Consider the following 15,581-nt stretch of genomic DNA (forward strand, 5'->3'; position numbering starts at 1 on the left):
GAACGACCGGCCACGAGGCGGCGCCCCGCCCCAAACCCCTTGCGGCAGGCGGGGGTTAAGCCTCCCCGGCGGTCTTCCGCGTGTGGAGCTGGCGGGCCACCTCGGCGATCGAACCCGACAGGGAGGGGTACACGGTGAACGCGTTTGCGATCTGCTCGACCGTCAGGTTGTTGTCGACCGCGATCGAGATGGGGTGGATCAGCTCGCTCGCGCGCGGGGAGACGACCACGCCGCCGACGACGATGCCGGTGCCCGGGCGGCAGAACAGCTTCACGAAGCCGTCCCGGATGCCCTGCATCTTGGCGCGCGGGTTGCGCAGCAGCGGCAGCTTCACCACGCGGGCGTCGATCTTTCCGGAGTCCACGTCGGCCTGGGTGTAGCCGACGGTCGCGATCTCGGGGTCGGTGAAGACGTTCGAGGACACCGTCTTGAGGTTCAGCGGGGCCACCGCGTCGCCCAGGAAGTGGTACATCGCGATGCGGCCCTGCATGGCCGCGACGGAGGCCAGCGCGAAGATGCCGGTGACGTCACCCGCGGCGTACACGCCGGGCGCGGAGGTACGCGAGACCTTGTCGGTCCAGATGTGCCCGGAGTCCTTGAGCCGGACCCCGGACTCCTCCAGGTTCATGTCCTTGGTGTTCGGGATCGCGCCGACCGCCATCAGGCAGTGCGTGCCGGTCAGCACCCGGCCGTCCGAGAGGGTGACCTCGACCCGGTCGCCGACGCGCTTGGCGGACTCGGCGCGGGAGCGGCCGATGACGTTCATGCCGCGGCGCCGGAACACGTCCTCCAGGACGGCGGCCGCGTCGGGGTCCTCGCCCGGCAGCACGCGGTCGCGGGAGGAGACCAGCGTGACCCGGGAGCCGAGGGCCTGGTACGCGCCGGCGAACTCGGCGCCGGTGACGCCGGAGCCGACCACGATGAGCTCCTCGGGGAGCTCGTCCAGGTCGTAGACCTGGGTCCAGTTCAGGATGCGCTCGCCGTCCGGCTGGGCGTCCGGGATCTCGCGGGGGTGGCCGCCGGTCGCGATCAGCACGGCCTCGGCGGTCAGGATCGTCTCGGTGCCGTCGGCGGCCGTGACGATGACGTCCCGGGTGCCGTCGATGCCCTGCGGGCCGCCGAGCTTGGCGCGGCCCCGTACGACCCGGGCGCCGGCCCGGGTGACGGAGGCGGTGATGTCGTGCGACTGGGCGAGGGCGAGGCGCTTGACGCGCCGGTTCACCTTGCCGAGGTCCACGCCGACGACGCGCGCGGCCTGCTCGATGTGCGGGGTGTCGTCCGCGACGACGATGCCGAGTTCCTCGTACGACGAGTCGAAGGTCGTCATGACCTCGGCGGTCGCGATGAGGGTCTTGGAGGGTACGCAGTCGGTCAGGACCGAGGCCCCGCCAAGACCGTCGCAGTCCACGACGGTCACCTCCGCGCCGAGCTGGGCCCCCACCAGGGCCGCCTCATACCCGCCGGGTCCGCCGCCGATGATCACGATCCGGGTCACGAAAAGTCCGCCTCACGTCTACCCGGCCGGCTGCCGCCCCGGCCGGTGTTCCGGGGGGTCTCCCCGGGGGATGCATTCCGTGCCCCATTGTCCCGCACGCTTCAAGGTGCTTCGCGCACAGTCCCTCCATCCGGGAGCGCGGCCACCGCCGCCCCTCCCGTACCCTCGACCTCATGTCGCTCTACGCCGCGTACGCCGGCAACCTCGACCCGCGGCTGATGACGCGCCGCGCACCCCATTCGCCGCTGCGCGGCACGGGCTGGATCAACGACTGGCGGCTGACCTTCGGCGGCGAGCAGATGGGCTGGGAGGGCGCGCTCGCCACGATCGTCGAAGCCCCGCGCCACCAGGTCTTCGTCGCCCTGTACGACATCGCGCCGCTGGACGAGGACTCGATGGACCGCTGGGAGGGCGTCGGGCTCGACATCTACCGCCGGATGCGGGTGCGCGTGCACACGCTGGACGGCGAGGAAGCGGCGTGGGTGTACGTCCTCAACGGCTACGAGGGCGGCCTGCCCTCGGCGCGCTACCTGGGCGAGCTCGCCGACGCCGCCGAGTCCGCGGGCGCTCCGCACGACTACGTGATGGAACTGCGCAAGCGGCCCTGCTGAACCCCGGCGCCGCGGGCGCCACGGTCGGCCCTGGAACCCCAGGAACCCCATGGGGGTATGTCGGGGACATTTGGTCGGAAACGACAAAGCAACGATCCGAAGACCGTGAGCTGTGCCATCTACGCGCGTAGGCAATGAGCGGCTACGCTCTTCCGCGTGAACGCATCTGTTACCGACCCCTTCGCCGCCGCCGACGCCGCAGCCGCCCGCCTCCGCGAGCTGACCGGCGCGGAATCCCACGATGTCGCCCTCGTCATGGGCTCCGGATGGGCCCCCGCCGCAGAGGCGCTCGGCGCCCCCGAGGCCGAGTTCCCGGTCACCGAGCTGCCCGGCTTCCCGCCCCCGGCCGTCGAGGGCCACGGCGGCAAGATCCGCTCGTACAAGATCGGCGACAAGCGCGCGCTGCTCTTCCTCGGCCGGACCCACTACTACGAGGGCCGCGGCGTCGCCGCCGTCGCCCACGGCGTGCGCACCGCGGTTGCCGCGGGCTGCAAGACCGTCGTCCTCACCAACGGCTGTGGCGGCCTGCGCGAGGGCATGAAGCCCGGCCAGCCGGTCCTGATCAGCGACCACCTCAACCTGACGGCCACCTCGCCGATCGTCGGCGCGAACTTCGTGGACCTCACCGACCTGTACTCGCCGCGTCTGCGCGCGATGTGCAAGGAGATCGACGAGACCCTCGAAGAGGGCGTCTACGTTCAGTTCCCCGGCCCGCACTACGAGACCCCGGCCGAGATCAACATGATCCGCGTCATGGGCGCCGACCTGGTCGGCATGTCCACCGTGCTGGAGGCCATCGCCGCCCGTGAGGCCGGCGCCGAGGTGCTGGGCATCTCCCTGGTCACCAACCTGGCGGCGGGCATCTCCGGCGAGCCGCTGAACCACGAAGAGGTGCTCCAGGCCGGCCGTGACTCGGCCGCGCGCATGGGCAAGCTGCTGACCCAGGTCCTCGCCCGCATCTGAGGCACCGGGCCCGTACGAGAGGTAAGGCGGAAGTAGTGCAGGAACAGGACGACCTGATCACCCGGGCGCAGGCCTGGCTGGCGGAGGACCCGGACCCGGAGACGGCGGCCGAGCTCGCCGCGCTCATCGAGGCGGGCGACACGGCGGAGCTCGCGGACCGCTTCGCCGGCACGCTCCAGTTCGGCACCGCCGGACTGCGCGGCGAGCTGGGCGCGGGCCCGATGCGGATGAACCGCGGCGTGGTCATCCGGGCCGCGGCGGGCCTCGCGGCCTACCTGAAGGCCCAGGGCCACACCGGCGGCCTGGTCGTCGTCGGCTACGACGCGCGCTACAAGTCGGCGGACTTCGCCCGCGACACCGCGGCCGTCATGACCGGCGCCGGACTGCGCGCGGCCGTCCTGCCCCGCCCGCTGCCGACGCCCGTCCTCGCGTACGCCATAAGGCACCTGGGCGCCGTCGCCGGCGTCGAGGTGACCGCGAGCCACAACCCTCCCCGGGACAACGGCTACAAGGTGTACCTCGGCGACGGCTCGCAGATCGTCTCCCCGGCGGACGCCGAGATCGCGGCGGAGATCGGCCGCATCGAGACGCTCGCCTCCGTACCCCGCCCGGCGGACGGCTGGCTGCAGCTCGACGAGGAGGTCCTGGAGGCCTACCTGGCGCGCACGGACGCGGTCCTGACCCCCGGGGGCCCCCGGGGCGTGCGGACCGTCTACACGGCCATGCACGGCGTCGGCAAGGACGTCGTCATGGCGGCCTTCGCCCGGCACGGCTTCCCGGAGCCGGTGCTCGTCGCCGAGCAGGCGGAGCCGGACCCGGCCTTCCCGACGGTGGCCTTCCCCAACCCGGAGGAGCCGGGCGCGATGGACCTGGCCTTCGCGAAGGCCGCCGAGGTCAACCCGGACATCGTGATCGCCAACGACCCGGACGCGGACCGCTGCGCGGTGGCCGTGCCCGCCGGGGACGGCTGGCGGATGCTGCGCGGCGACGAGGTCGGCGCGCTGCTGGCGGCCCACCTGGTCCACAAGGGCGCGCAGGGCGTCTTCGCGGAATCCATCGTCTCGTCCTCGCTCCTGGGCCGGATCGCGGAGGCGGCGGGCGTCGGCTACGAGGAGACCCTGACGGGCTTCAAGTGGATCGCCCGCGTACAGGGCCTGCGCTACGGCTACGAGGAAGCGCTCGGCTACTGCGTGGACCCCGAGGGCGTCCGCGACAAGGACGGCGTCACGGCCGCCCTGCTGGTGGCGGAGCTGGCCTCGGAACTCAAGGAGCAGGGCCGCACCCTGACCGACCTGCTGGACGACCTGGCGATGGCCCACGGCCTGCACGCCACCGACCAGCTGTCGGTCCGCGTCTCGGACCTGTCGGTCATCGCCTCGGCGATGGCCGCACTGCGGGCGGAGCCGCCGGTCTCGCTGGCGGGCCTGCAGGTCACCTCGGCGGAGGACCTGACCAAGGGCACGGAGTCCCTCCCGCCCACGGACGGCCTGCGGTACTACCTGGACGGCGCCTACAAGGCCCGGGTGATCGTCCGCCCGTCGGGCACGGAGCCCAAGCTGAAGTGCTACCTGGAGGTCGTGGTCCCGGTGGCCGAGGCCTCCGACCTGGCCCCGGCCCGCGCGCGCGGCCAGGAGATCCTGGACGCGATCAAGAAGGACCTCGCGGCCGCGGCTGGCATCTAGCCCGCCCCACCAGTTCGACGGCCCCCCGAGCCCCGTCCGGCCCGGGGGGCCGTCGCCGTCCCGGGGCCGTTGCGCACCGAAGGATGACCCGGCGGGGCATCGTTCCGGCGGACGGAGTCCGTCAGGAAGGTGTGGCTGTCGGGCGGACGATCTCGCCCAGGGTCGGGATCGACTCCGGGCGGGAGCGGACCGTGTCCGTGCACTCCCACGCCCGCGGCGGATCCGCGTCCGGCCCGCCCAGAACCACCGGTCCCGGACCCGCCGACACCGCTTCGCTGCCCGCCAGCGTGCACACGATCTGCGACAGGGCCACGGGCGGCAGGTCCTCCGGCTTACGGCTCAGCCGCACCGTGCCCGCCGGGTCCGACGGCCTCGGCGCTCCCGCCGTGAGTCCCGCGGGCACCCCGGTGGTGAACCCGGCATCCCGCTCCTCCCCGGACGGCGTCTTCTCCAGTGCCTCCAGCAGCGCCTGCACGACCAGTGCCACGGGGTCTCGCAGCGGCCTCTTCTCCGGTACCGGCACCACCCGTTCCACGCCCACCAGCTGCGATCCGCAGACCAGCTCCACCGTGGCCCGGAAGCCCTGCACACCGCCCTGCCCGCTGGGCTGCGCCGGGGTGTCGCAGGACACCCGCGAGGGCGCCGCGCCCACGTCCACCGGCACGGTCGTCGCCCTGATCCCGCATCCGGACAGTGCCGACAGGGTCAGCACCGCCAAGCCCGCCGCCAGCGCCCTGCGCGTCCTACGCGTCCTGGTCACCCGCGATCACCTTCCCCACGTCCACCGGCAGCCGCAGCGTGAACAGCGCGCCGCCCTCCGGCCCGTTGGCGGCCGTGATGTCACCGCCGTGGATGTGCGCGTTCTCCATGGCGATCGACAGGCCCAGCCCGCTCCCGTCCGACTTCGGCCGCGAGGCACTCGCCTTGTAGAACCGGTCGAAGACGTGCGGCAGGACGTCCTCCGGGATGCCCGGCCCGTTGTCCTGCACCGCGATCACCAGCCACTCCCCCTCCACGAGCACCTTCACGCGCACCGGCGAGCCGCCGTGCTTGAGGGCGTTGCCGATCAGGTTGGCCAGGATCACGTCGAGGCGGCGCGGGTCGAGCCGCGCCACGATGCCCCGCTCGGCGTCGAGTTCGACCGCGTCCAGCCAGGCCCGCGCGTCGATGCACGCCGTGACCTGGTCGGCGACGTTCACGTCGTCCAGCACCAGCCGGGCCGTTCCCGCGTCGAAGCGGGTGACCTCCATCAGGTTCTCCACCAGGTCGTTGAGGCGCCGCGTCTCGCTGACGACCAGCGCCACCGCCGGTGCGATCATCGGATCGAGGTCGTCGACCTCCTCCTCCAGCACCTCGGCGACCGCCGTCAACGCCGTCAGCGGCGTGCGCAGTTCGTGCGACATGTCCGCGACGAAGCGCCGGCTCGACTCCTCCCGCGCGCTCATGTCGGCGACCTTCTTCTCCAGCGCCTCCGCCGTCTTGTTGAAGGTGTGCGCCAGATCCGCGAGTTCGTCGGTCCCCGACACGTCCAGCCGGTGGTCGAGTTCGCCCTCGCCGAGCCGCCGCGCCGCGTCGCCCAGCCGCTGCACGGGCTTGAGCACCGTACGCGCCGCGGCCTGCGCCAGCAGCGCGGAGCCGAGCAGCGCCAGGCCCGTCGCGATCGTCAGCGACCAGGCCAGCGCGTTCAGGTCGTCCCGCTCCTGCGCGAGCGACTTGTACATGTAGCCGGTGAGCCCGCCGCCCACGATCCGCGTCCCGCCGACCAGGTACGGATTGCCGCCGGGCTTCGTCCGCTGCCAGTACATGTGGTACTCGGAGTCGTTCGCCGCCGTCATCTTCTGCCGGTCGTCGACCGCGTCCCGCAGGGACTTCGGTACGTCGCCCAGCCCGAAGGCGTCGGGCCCCGCCGCCCCGGACACCAGGCCGTCCTTGCCCTCCTGCACCAGCAGCACGCTGTAGCCGGGGCTGCTGCCCGCCATCAGTTCCGCGGTGCGCTGGATCTCCTGCGCCGTCGGGTCGGCGGGCAGCGCCGCGGCCCGGTTCTGCATCTCCTGCCGGAAGTCGCCGAGGGCCGCGTCCTGGGTACGGGTGAGGACCGCCTCCCGGTTGAGCCAGTACGCGATCCCCGAAGCGGAGACCGCGGCCGTCAGCGCGACCAGCGCGAACACCACGAGGAGCCGCAGCCGCAGGCTGGTCCAGCGCCGGCCCGCGAACAGAGCTCTGATCACTGCGGGGAGTCCAGCCGGTAGCCGACGCCCCGGACCGTACGGATCAGGGTCGGGGAGGACGGCACTTCCTCCACCTTGGCGCGCAGCCGCTGCACACAGGCGTCCACGAGCCGCGAGTCACCCAGGTAGTCGTGCTCCCAGACCAGGCGGAGCAACTGCTGGCGGGAGAGCGCCTGTCCGGGACGGCGGCTCAGCTCCAGCAGCAGCCGCAGCTCGGTCGGGGTGAGCTGGAGGTCCTCGCCGTTCTTCGTCACCGTCATGGCGGCGCGGTCGATGACCAGGGAGCCGAAGCTCGCCGAGTCGCTGGACTCGCGTTCGCCGCGGCGCAGCACGGCCCGGATGCGGGCGTCGAGGACCCGCCCCTGGACAGGCTTGACCACGTAGTCGTCGGCACCGGACTCCAGGCCGACGACCACGTCGATGTCGTCGCTGCGCGCGGTGAGCAGGATGATCGGCAGCTGGTCGGTGCGGCGGATCCGCCGGCACACCTCGAAGCCGTCGATCCCGGGCAGCATCACGTCCAGCACGATCAGATCCGGCCGCTGCTCGCGCAGCAGTTTCAGGCCGTCCTCGCCCGTCGCCGCGGTGGCCACACGGTGGCCCTGGCGAGACAGGGAGAGTTCGAGGGCCGTGCGGATGGCGTCGTCGTCCTCGATCAGCAACAGGAAAGGCACGGGGTCATTCTGTCCCATCGGCAGTCGGGAGTTCGACCGGCGGGGGCACGCGATCTCGCCGGGCCCCGGCGGAGGTGGCTGTGACAGGCCTGTGACAGTCGACGGACACCCCGGTTAAGTCGGCCGGGCAGGCTTCTACCAACACCGAAGCACAGCAACGGACCGAAGCAGACTCCACGACGGGGGGCGCGAGATGAACACGCTGCACAGCACCACCACCAGCGCGGTTGTCACGCGGCTGCACGATGTGAACCGCCGGGCGGGTGTCCGTACGGTTGCGGTCGCCCGCCCCCGGCCTTCACATGTCGTAGCCATTGACGCGAAGCAGTACCAGGCGGTTCCCGCACAGCACACCCCGTCCTCCACGTCCGAGGCGGAGTTCACGGCGTACGTCCAGGAGCGCCGGGCCGCCCTGTACGCGACGGCCTTCCACCTCACCGGCGACCGCCACGAGGCCGAGGACCTGCTGCAGAGCGCGCTGTTCTCCACGTACCGCGCCTGGGACCGGATCACCGACAAGGCGGCCGTGGGCGGGTACCTGCGCCGCACGATGACGAACCTGCACATCAGTGCGTGGCGCCGGCGGAAGCTGAATGAGTACCCGACGGAGGAGCTGCCGGAGACGGCCTCCGACACGGACGCGATGCGCGGTACGGAGCTGCGCGCGGTGCTGTGGCAGGCGCTGACCCGGATCCCGGAGCCGCAGCGCACGATGCTGGTGCTGCGGTACTACGAGGGCCGCACGGACCCCGAGATCGCCGAGATCCTGGGGATCAGCGTCGGCACGGTGAAGTCGAGCATCTGGCGCTCGCTGCGGCGCCTGCGCGAGGACGAGGCGCTGAGCTTCGGCCGCGACGAGGCGGAGTCCTTCGAGGAGCTCGTCGCGTAAGTCGCGTAACAAGAGCCATCGGGCCAGGGGGCCCGTCCTACGGGGGTGGGACGGGGGCCGCGGGGGGAAGAGGCGGGATCAAGCGGCCGGGGGTCCGCCTGATCCCGCCTTTTCACATCCGCGGGTCGATACGCCTAGGCCGGGGCCACTGCCGCGCGGTGGCGGCCCGCCGCGGCGGCCGCCAGGCGGCCGAGGGCCTCGTCGCGGCCACAGGCGTGTGCCCCGAGGGCGGTGTGCCGGGCCACGATGCCCCGCTCGGCACGCATCAGCCGGTACCCCCTGCGCAGCAGGAACAGCACCGACTTGCGGCCCTCGCGCAGATCGCGCACCAGCCGGCGCCGGAACGTCGTCGAGGGGCGGCCCCGCAGGCAGATGGCATCGGCGAGCAGCCCCAGCTCCTGGCACCGGGCGACGATGTCGGCCGCGAAGATGCCCTCCGCGATGAACAGCGGCGTCCGGGAGATGTCCAGCGCCTCCGTCCCGGTCCGGGAGGACGTCGCGATGTCGTAGACGGGGACCTCCGTACGGCCCGCCGCGCACAGCTCCTCGATCGCCGCGACAGCGGTGTCCGCGTCCCAGGACAGCGGAGAGTCCCAGTCGATGTCCGAGCTCCCCTCGACCAGCGGAAGGGTCGGGTCGTCCCCCTCCTTGTAGAAGTCGTCCAGGCGCAGCACTGGCAGGCCCGAGCGGGCCGCCAGCGAGGACTTGCCGGACCCCGAGGGCCCGGTCAGCAGCACGACGCGCGTAGGCAGGGGAGAAGAACAGCTCACGGGACACCAGTCTGAACCATTAACCCCTGTAGGGGATCCCTCCGGTGGCCGGTTGGTATCCAGGATCACACGTCAACTACGCTGCGTGCGCACGCGACTACGACCACAGGCGGGAACCCCCATGGCACGTCACGCAGCTTCACACACCTCCACGCTGCGCTCCGCAGGCCTCACCCTCTCGATGGCCGGCGCCGCGCTGGCGATGGCCGCGGGCGGTGCCCAGGCCGGCGAGCTCGATGTCCCGGCGGCGCTGGCCGGGGTCACCGACCCGATCGCGAACCTCAAGGTGAACCCGCTGGCCCACACCGGCGTGGACCCGCTGGACAACGGGATCGCCACCAAGGTCGCGGACTTCCCGGCCGTCGGCACCGGCATGGTCACCGGCGTCCTGACCCAGGGGCCCTCCGTCGGCGAGCTGCCCACCGCCGCCGTCACCTCGCTGCTCGGGCCGGTCCTGCCGAAGTAGGTGTCCTGCCCAAGCAGGGATCCTGCCGAAGCAGGGGTACGCGAAGGCCCCGGCAGCACGGGGGTGGGCTGCCGGGGCCGGTTCGCGGGGGCCTTCTAGTACGAGGACCCGCCCGAGCCCAGCGAACCCGTGGGGTGCCAGACCGTCTTGGTCTCCAGGAACGCCGTCATGCGGTGCGTGCCCGGGTCGGCGGTCCAGTCGTCCACAGGCTGTGGACGAAGAACGCGCTTGAGGTTGTCCGCCGCCGCGATCTCCAGCTCCTTGGCCAGCGCCGTGCCGGCGCCCGCCAGGTCGATCGCGTTGACGTCCTGGTGGGACGCCAGGTGCGGGCCCATCTCGCCGGCCTTGCCGGACAGGATGTTGACCACGCCGCCGGGCAGGTCGGAGGTCGCCAGCACCTCGCCCAGGGAGAGGGCGGGCAGCGGGGACTTCTCCGAGGCGATCACGACGACGGTGTTGCCGGTGGCGATCACCGGGGCGACCACCGAGATCAGGCCCAGGAAGGACGAGTCCTGCGGGGCGACGACCGTGACGACGCCGGTCGGCTCGGGGGTGGAGAGGTTGAAGAACGGACCCGCGACGGGGTTGGCCCCGCCGACGATCTGGCCGATCTTGTCGGTCCAGCCCGCGTACCAGACCCAGCGGTCGATGGCCGCGTCCACGACCGCGCCGGCCTTGGACTTGGACAGGCCCTCGGCCTCGCCGACCTCGCGGACGAACTGGTCGCGGCGGCCCTCGAGCATCTCGGCGATGCGGTAGAGGATCTGCCCGCGGTTGTAGGCGGTGGCGCCGGACCAGCCGCCGAAGGCCTTGCGGGCGGCGACGACCGCGTCACGCGCGTCCTTGCGGGAGGACAGCGGTGCGTTGGCCAGCCAGTTGCCCTTGGAGTCCGTCACCTCGTACACCCGGCCGCTCTCGGAGCGGGGGAACTTGCCCCCGACGTACAGCTTGTAGGTCTTGAAGACGCTCAGACGCGCCGTCGACGACTCAGACATCGAGGTAACCCTCCAGGCCGTGGCGACCGCCTTCGCGGCCGAAGCCCGACTCCTTGTAGCCGCCGAAGGGCGAGGTCGGGTCGAACTTGTTGAACGTGTTGGCCCAGACGACACCGGCGCGGAGCTTGTTCGCGACCGCGAGGATGCGCGAGCCCTTCTCCGTCCAGATGCCCGCGGACAGGCCGTACTGGCTGTTGTTGGCCTTGGCGACGGCCTCGTCGGGCGTGCGGAAGGTCAGCACGGACAGCACCGGGCCGAAGATCTCGTCGCGGGCGACGGTGTGCGCCTGGGTGACGTTCGTGAAGAGCGTCGGGGCGAACCAGTAGCCGGCGGACGGCAGCTCACAGGCCGGGGACCAGCGCTCGGCGCCCTCGGCCTCGCCGGTCTCCGCGAGCGCGGTGATCCGGGCGAGCTGCTCGGCGGAGTTGATCGCGCCGATGTCGGTGTTCTTGTCGAGCGGGTCGCCCAGGCGCAGCGTGGAGAGGCGGCGCTTGAGGGAGTCCAGCAGCTCGTCGTGGATCGACTCCTGGACCAGCAGGCGCGAGCCCGCGCAGCAGACCTGGCCCTGGTTGAAGAAGATGCCGTTGACGATGCCCTCGACGGCCTGGTCGATGGGGGCGTCGTCGAAGACGATGTTGGCGCCCTTGCCGCCCAGCTCCAGGGTGACCTTCTTGTCGGTGCCGGCGACGTGGCGGGCGATCTTCTTGCCCACGGCGGTCGAGCCGGTGAAGGCGACCTTGTTGACGTCCGGGTGCTCGACGAGGGCCGCGCCCGCGTCCCCGTACCCGGTGAGGATGTTGACGACGCCCTTGGGCAGGCCCGCCTGGCGGCAGATGTCCGCGAAGAACAGCGCGGAGAGGGGGGTCGTCTCCGCCGGCTTCAGCACGACCGTGTTGCCGGTGGCGAGCGCCGGGGCGATCTTCCACGCGAGCATCAGGAGCGGGAAGTTCCACGGGATGACCTGGCCGGCGACGCCGAGCGGGCGCGGGTTGGCCCCGTAGCCCGCGTGGTCGAGCTTGTCGGCCCAGCCCGCGTAGTAGAAGAAGTGCGCGGCGACCAGCGGGAGGTCCGCGTCGCGGGTCTCCTTGATCGGCTTGCCGTTGTCCAGGGTCTCCAGGACGGCGAGCTCGCGGCTGCGCTCCTGGATGATCCGGGCGATGCGGAAGAGGTACTTGGCGCGCTCGGAGCCGGGCAGCGCGGACCACTTCTCGAAGGCCTTGCGGGCGGCCTTCACGGCACGGTCCACATCGGCGGCGCCCGCCTGGGCGACCTCGGCCAGGACTTCCTCGGACGACGGGGAGACGGTCTTGAAGACCTTGCCGTCGGCGGCGTCGGTGAACTCGCCGTCGATGAAGAGCCCGTAGGAGGGGGCGATGTCGACGACCGAGCGGGACTCGGGAGCCGGTGCGTACTCGAAGAGGGATGCCATGGTGATCAGTCCACCGTCACGTAGTCGGGACCGGAGTAACGGCCGGTGCTCAGCTTCTGGCGCTGCATCAACAGGTCGTTGAGCAGGCTGGAGGCGCCGAAGCGGAACCAGTGGTTGCTCAGCCAGTCCTCGCCCACGGTCTCGTTGACCAGGACCAGGAACTTGATCGCGTCCTTGGTGGTCCGGATGCCGCCGGCCGGCTTCACGCCGATCTGGATTCCAGTCTGCGCCTTGAAGTCGCGGACGGCTTCGAGCATGAGCAGCGTGTTGGCCGGGGTGGCGTTGACGCCCACCTTGCCGGTCGACGTCTTGATGAAGTCGGCGCCCGCGAGCATGCCGATCCAGGAGGCGCGGCGGATGTTGTCGTACGTCGACAGCTCGCCGGTCTCGAAGATGACCTTGAGGCGGGCCGCGCTGCCGTCGGGGCGGACGCAGGCCTCCTTGATGGCCTTGATCAGCTCGTACGTGTCGAGGTAGCGGCCGGCGAGGAAGGCGCCACGGTCGATGACCATGTCGATCTCGTCGGCGCCGGCGGCCACGGCGTCGGCCGTGTCCGCGAGCTTGACGGGCAGGGCCGCGCGGCCGGCCGGGAACGCGGTGGCGACGGAGGCGACCTTGACGTCGGCGCCGTTCAGCGCCGCCTTCGCGGTGGCCACCATGTCGGGGTACACGCAGACCGCGGCGGTCATCGGCGTCGTACGGTCGGTCGGATCGGGGTTGACGGCCTTGGCGGAGAGCGCCCGGACCTTGCCCGGGGTGTCCGCGCCTTCCAGCGTCGTCAGGTCGATCATCGAGATGGCCAGATCGATGGCGTACGCCTTGGCCGTCGTCTTGATCGAGCGGGTGCCGAGGGCGGCCGCGCGGGCCTCCAGTCCGACTGCGTCGACGCCGGGCAGCCCGTGCAGGAAGCGGCGCAGCGCACTGTCGGACGTCGTCACGTCAGCGAATGCGGTGAGGGTGGTGGGCATGGTCACCACATGAGCATATCTACGCGCGTAGCGGCCTGTCACCCCCTCCCCCGGATTCGGCCGGTTCCGGTGCGGAATCGACACCTCCGCTCGGACACGCGTTCGCTGTTACGCGGCCATGACAGGACCGGGATCGTCCGCCAGCACAAGATCCATAGATTTCTCTTCAGCAGCCCGCCACACCTGACCCGGTGAAACAGACCGAACAGACTCAACGCGGCATGCGACTCTCCTCCACTCTCCTCACCCACGCTTCAGGAGTCGTTATGCGTACCGCCCTCCGCACCTCGATCGTCACCGCCGCCCTCGCCGGCCTGTTCCTGGCGCCCGCCGCGACCGCGTTCGCCGCGCCCGGCGCCCAGAACGCGACGCCGGTGTCGGCCGCGGCTGCGAGCACCCCGGGCGACGACCGCTACGACGGCGAGGTCGTCCTCGTGGGCGAGGGCCGGATCGCGGTGCTGCGCAACAAGTCCGAGGGCCCCGAGGTCTGGATCCGCGCCGTCGCCCCGGACTGGAAGCCGGCCGACGGCTGGGCGGGCCGCGTCCTGGCGAAGCTCGACCCCTCGAAGCCGCGCGCGGTGGTCGACGGCGTCGAGTACACCCTCACCAAGACCGACGGCGGCCGCTACGGGCTCAACGTCCACGTGGTGGGCGAGGGCGCCTCGAACGGCTTCTACCTGCTGCCGAAGGCCACGACGACCCCCTCGGGCAAGGGCGGCACGGCCACGCCGAAGCCCACCGCCTCCCCGGCCGTTGCCCCCGCCCCGAAGGCGCAGAACGCGGGCCAGACCTCGGTCGTGCCCAAGGGTGCGGTGGCCGCGGGCGCCGAGATCCCCGCCGCGGCGGCCGAGGACACCGACAACGGCACCACCGTGGCGGCCGGCGTCGGCCTGATCGCGATCTTCGGTGCGCTCGGCGCCAGCGTGGCCCTGCGCCGCCGCCGCGCCCAGGTCTGATACACCCCATCAGCCTCGTCTCGCCTCCGGCGGGCCACCATCCCGGGGGCCCGCCGAAGCCCGTTCCCGGAGCGTCCCCATGGCCCACCGCGCCGCCGACCGCGCCGCCCGCCGCGCCGCCCGTCCGCTGCTCGCCGCCGTCTTCCTCGCCGCCGCCCTGACCGGCTGCGGCACCGCCGCCACCGCCACCCCGCCCGCGGACGCGGCACCGCCCGCCGCCCCGCCCGCCGTCACCCCCACGGCCGCCCCCGCGGCTCCGGCATCGGCCACCCCGCTGCCCGCCTCCGCGCCCGTACGCGTACGGATCCCCGCAGCCGGGGTGGACGCCTCGCCGCTGCTGACGCTGGGGCTGGCCGCCGACGGCACCGTCGAGGTGCCCTCCGTGGCCGACGGGGACAAGATCGGCTGGTACGGCAAGGGCGTCACCCCCGGCGAGACCGGCCCCGCCGTGCTGATCGGCCACTTCGACACCGTCCGCGGACCGGCCGTGCTCAAGGACGTCTCACGCGTCCGCACCGGCGACGAGATCACGGTTTCCCGGGCGGACGGGAGCACCGCCGTCTTCCGCGTCCGCGAGCTGGAGCAGGTCGACAAGAAGCGGTTCCCCACCGACAAGGTCTACGGGGACACCGCGCGTCCGGAGCTTCGCGTCATCACGTGCGGCGGCCGGATCACCGACGGCCACCGGCCCGACAACATCATTCTGTACGCCGATCTCGTGGGGTGAGACGGCGTGGGGCAGAATCGGGCCCATGAGCAGCCAGCACCAGCCGACCGACGAGCCCGTCTACGACGACCGGGTCTACCGCTCCTCCATGGCCGTGGTCACCGGGGTGCTGCTGCTCGCGCTGACCGCGTGGCTCTGCGGGGACGCCGTGGTGCGCGGCTCCGGGAACACCCCGTGGATCGCCCTCGCGCTGGCGCTGTTCGCCGTACCGCTCGTCGTGGCCTTCACGATCCGCCCCGCCGTCTTCGCCAACGAGGACCGGATGCGCGTGCGGAACCCCTTCCGGGTCATCGAGCTGCCCTGGGCGGCCGTGGACGCGGTGCGCGCCGGGTACTCGGCGGAGGTGCTGGCCGAGGGCTCGAAGTACCAGCTCTGGTCCGTCCCCGTCTCCCTGCGGGAGCGGAAGAAGGCGAGCCGGCAGCAGCTCAGCCGCCGCAGCGGGCTCACCGGCCGGGGCATGTCCGCCGCGGACGCCGAGAAGCCGGGCGCACCGGCCGGACCGCAGCGGGCCGGGGCCGACAAGGTCGTGGACGAACTGCGGGAGCTGGCCGAGCGCGGCGCCTCGCGGGCCGGCGCCCAGGGCAGCGTGCGCGTGCAGTGGTCGTACGAGATCATCGCGCCCGCCGTGGCCGGCGCGGTGCTGCTGATCGTGCTCCTCGCCACGGGCTGACGGGGCCCGTAGGCGCCCTCGTCCGGCACCCTCGCACGCACCCCCGCCCGCGCCCTCG

At 72.1% G+C, this 15,581-nt stretch carries 16 protein-coding genes; 8 read left to right on the forward strand and 8 right to left on the reverse strand.

The features are described 5' to 3' along the window. Positions 1 to 55 precede the first annotated feature (55 nt). Complete coding sequence (locus OHA89_RS15040; RefSeq protein ID WP_215148385.1) at positions 56 to 1,495, reverse strand: NAD(P)H-quinone dehydrogenase; 1,440 nt, start codon at positions 1,493 to 1,495, stop codon at positions 56 to 58. A gap of 173 nt (positions 1,496 to 1,668) precedes the next feature. Here OHA89_RS15040 and OHA89_RS15045 point away from each other — a divergent pair, with 173 nt between their 5' ends. The 3 genes from OHA89_RS15045 to OHA89_RS15055 all read left to right on the forward strand — a co-directional run bounded on the left by OHA89_RS15045 (position 1,669) and on the right by OHA89_RS15055 (position 4,751). Further along, complete coding sequence (locus OHA89_RS15045; protein WP_215148387.1) at positions 1,669 to 2,106, forward strand: gamma-glutamylcyclotransferase; 438 nt, start codon at positions 1,669 to 1,671, stop codon at positions 2,104 to 2,106. A gap of 156 nt (positions 2,107 to 2,262) precedes the next feature. Then, positions 2,263 to 3,069, forward strand: a complete 807-nt coding sequence (locus OHA89_RS15050; RefSeq protein ID WP_215148388.1) for a purine-nucleoside phosphorylase — start codon at positions 2,263 to 2,265, stop codon at positions 3,067 to 3,069. Between the two features lie 35 nt (positions 3,070 to 3,104). Further along, positions 3,105 to 4,751 carry a phospho-sugar mutase gene (locus tag OHA89_RS15055; protein ID WP_257554526.1) on the forward strand — a complete coding sequence of 549 codons (1,647 nt, stop codon included), beginning with the start codon at positions 3,105 to 3,107 and terminating at the stop codon, positions 4,749 to 4,751. Between the two features lie 121 nt (positions 4,752 to 4,872). On the opposite strand, the gene OHA89_RS15060 is transcribed toward OHA89_RS15055, so the two are convergent. The 3 genes from OHA89_RS15060 to afsQ1 are packed head-to-tail and all read right to left on the reverse strand — an operon-like array spanning position 4,873 to position 7,653. After that, complete coding sequence (locus OHA89_RS15060) at positions 4,873 to 5,511, reverse strand: hypothetical protein (RefSeq protein WP_266607940.1); 639 nt, start codon at positions 5,509 to 5,511, stop codon at positions 4,873 to 4,875. Continuing rightward, a complete protein-coding gene (locus OHA89_RS15065; protein ID WP_257554530.1) occupies positions 5,495 to 6,979 on the reverse strand; it encodes a HAMP domain-containing sensor histidine kinase in 1,485 nt (494 codons plus the stop codon). Before OHA89_RS15065 ends, OHA89_RS15060 begins: the two co-directional genes overlap by 17 nt. Further along, complete coding sequence (gene afsQ1, locus OHA89_RS15070; protein WP_063783935.1) at positions 6,976 to 7,653, reverse strand: two-component system response regulator AfsQ1; 678 nt, start codon at positions 7,651 to 7,653, stop codon at positions 6,976 to 6,978. Before afsQ1 ends, OHA89_RS15065 begins: the two co-directional genes overlap by 4 nt. Positions 7,654 to 7,846: 193 nt before the next feature. On the opposite strand from afsQ1, the gene OHA89_RS15075 reads away from it, so the two are divergent. Further along, positions 7,847 to 8,542 carry a SigE family RNA polymerase sigma factor gene (locus OHA89_RS15075; protein WP_215148396.1) on the forward strand — a complete coding sequence of 232 codons (696 nt, stop codon included), beginning with the start codon at positions 7,847 to 7,849 and terminating at the stop codon, positions 8,540 to 8,542. A 134-nt stretch (positions 8,543 to 8,676) separates the two neighbouring features. Here OHA89_RS15075 and OHA89_RS15080 read toward each other — a convergent pair whose 3' ends face one another. Next, on the reverse strand, positions 8,677 to 9,378 hold the full coding sequence (locus OHA89_RS15080; RefSeq protein WP_266612265.1) for a uridine kinase: 702 nt from the start codon (positions 9,376 to 9,378) through the stop codon (positions 8,677 to 8,679). 55 nt (positions 9,379 to 9,433) lie between these two features. On the opposite strand from OHA89_RS15080, the gene OHA89_RS15085 reads away from it, so the two are divergent. After that, positions 9,434 to 9,778: a hypothetical protein gene (locus tag OHA89_RS15085; RefSeq protein WP_215148398.1), complete on the forward strand. Its 345-nt coding sequence runs from the start codon at positions 9,434 to 9,436 to the stop codon at positions 9,776 to 9,778. A gap of 95 nt (positions 9,779 to 9,873) precedes the next feature. On the opposite strand, the gene OHA89_RS15090 is transcribed toward OHA89_RS15085, so the two are convergent. Genes OHA89_RS15090 through deoC form a run of 3 tightly spaced genes read right to left on the reverse strand, consistent with a single transcriptional unit; the run spans position 9,874 to position 13,170 of the window. After that, positions 9,874 to 10,773 carry an aldehyde dehydrogenase gene (locus OHA89_RS15090; RefSeq protein ID WP_266607944.1) on the reverse strand — a complete coding sequence of 300 codons (900 nt, stop codon included), beginning with the start codon at positions 10,771 to 10,773 and terminating at the stop codon, positions 9,874 to 9,876. Next, positions 10,766 to 12,202: an aldehyde dehydrogenase family protein gene (locus OHA89_RS15095; protein WP_215148402.1), complete on the reverse strand. Its 1,437-nt coding sequence runs from the start codon at positions 12,200 to 12,202 to the stop codon at positions 10,766 to 10,768. The genes OHA89_RS15090 and OHA89_RS15095 overlap by 8 nt, the downstream gene beginning before the upstream one ends. A gap of 5 nt (positions 12,203 to 12,207) precedes the next feature. Then, a complete protein-coding gene (deoC, locus tag OHA89_RS15100) occupies positions 12,208 to 13,170 on the reverse strand; it encodes a deoxyribose-phosphate aldolase (protein ID WP_406368504.1) in 963 nt (320 codons plus the stop codon). Between the two features lie 266 nt (positions 13,171 to 13,436). On the opposite strand from deoC, the gene OHA89_RS15105 reads away from it, so the two are divergent. From OHA89_RS15105 to OHA89_RS15115, 3 genes are all read left to right on the forward strand, one after another. Then, positions 13,437 to 14,126, forward strand: coding sequence for a hypothetical protein (locus tag OHA89_RS15105; protein WP_266607946.1), 690 nt, complete (start codon positions 13,437 to 13,439; stop codon positions 14,124 to 14,126). Positions 14,127 to 14,205: 79 nt separating this feature from the next. Beyond that, positions 14,206 to 14,853, forward strand: coding sequence for a class F sortase (locus tag OHA89_RS15110; protein ID WP_266607948.1), 648 nt, complete (start codon positions 14,206 to 14,208; stop codon positions 14,851 to 14,853). 25 nt (positions 14,854 to 14,878) lie between these two features. Next, a complete protein-coding gene (locus tag OHA89_RS15115) occupies positions 14,879 to 15,523 on the forward strand; it encodes a PH domain-containing protein (protein ID WP_266607950.1) in 645 nt (214 codons plus the stop codon). The last annotated feature ends 58 nt before the right edge of the window (positions 15,524 to 15,581 follow it).

Origin of the sequence: Streptomyces sp. NBC_01546, from assembly GCF_045208355.1 — a bacterium.
Lineage (GTDB): Bacteria > Actinomycetota > Actinomycetes > Streptomycetales > Streptomycetaceae > Streptomyces.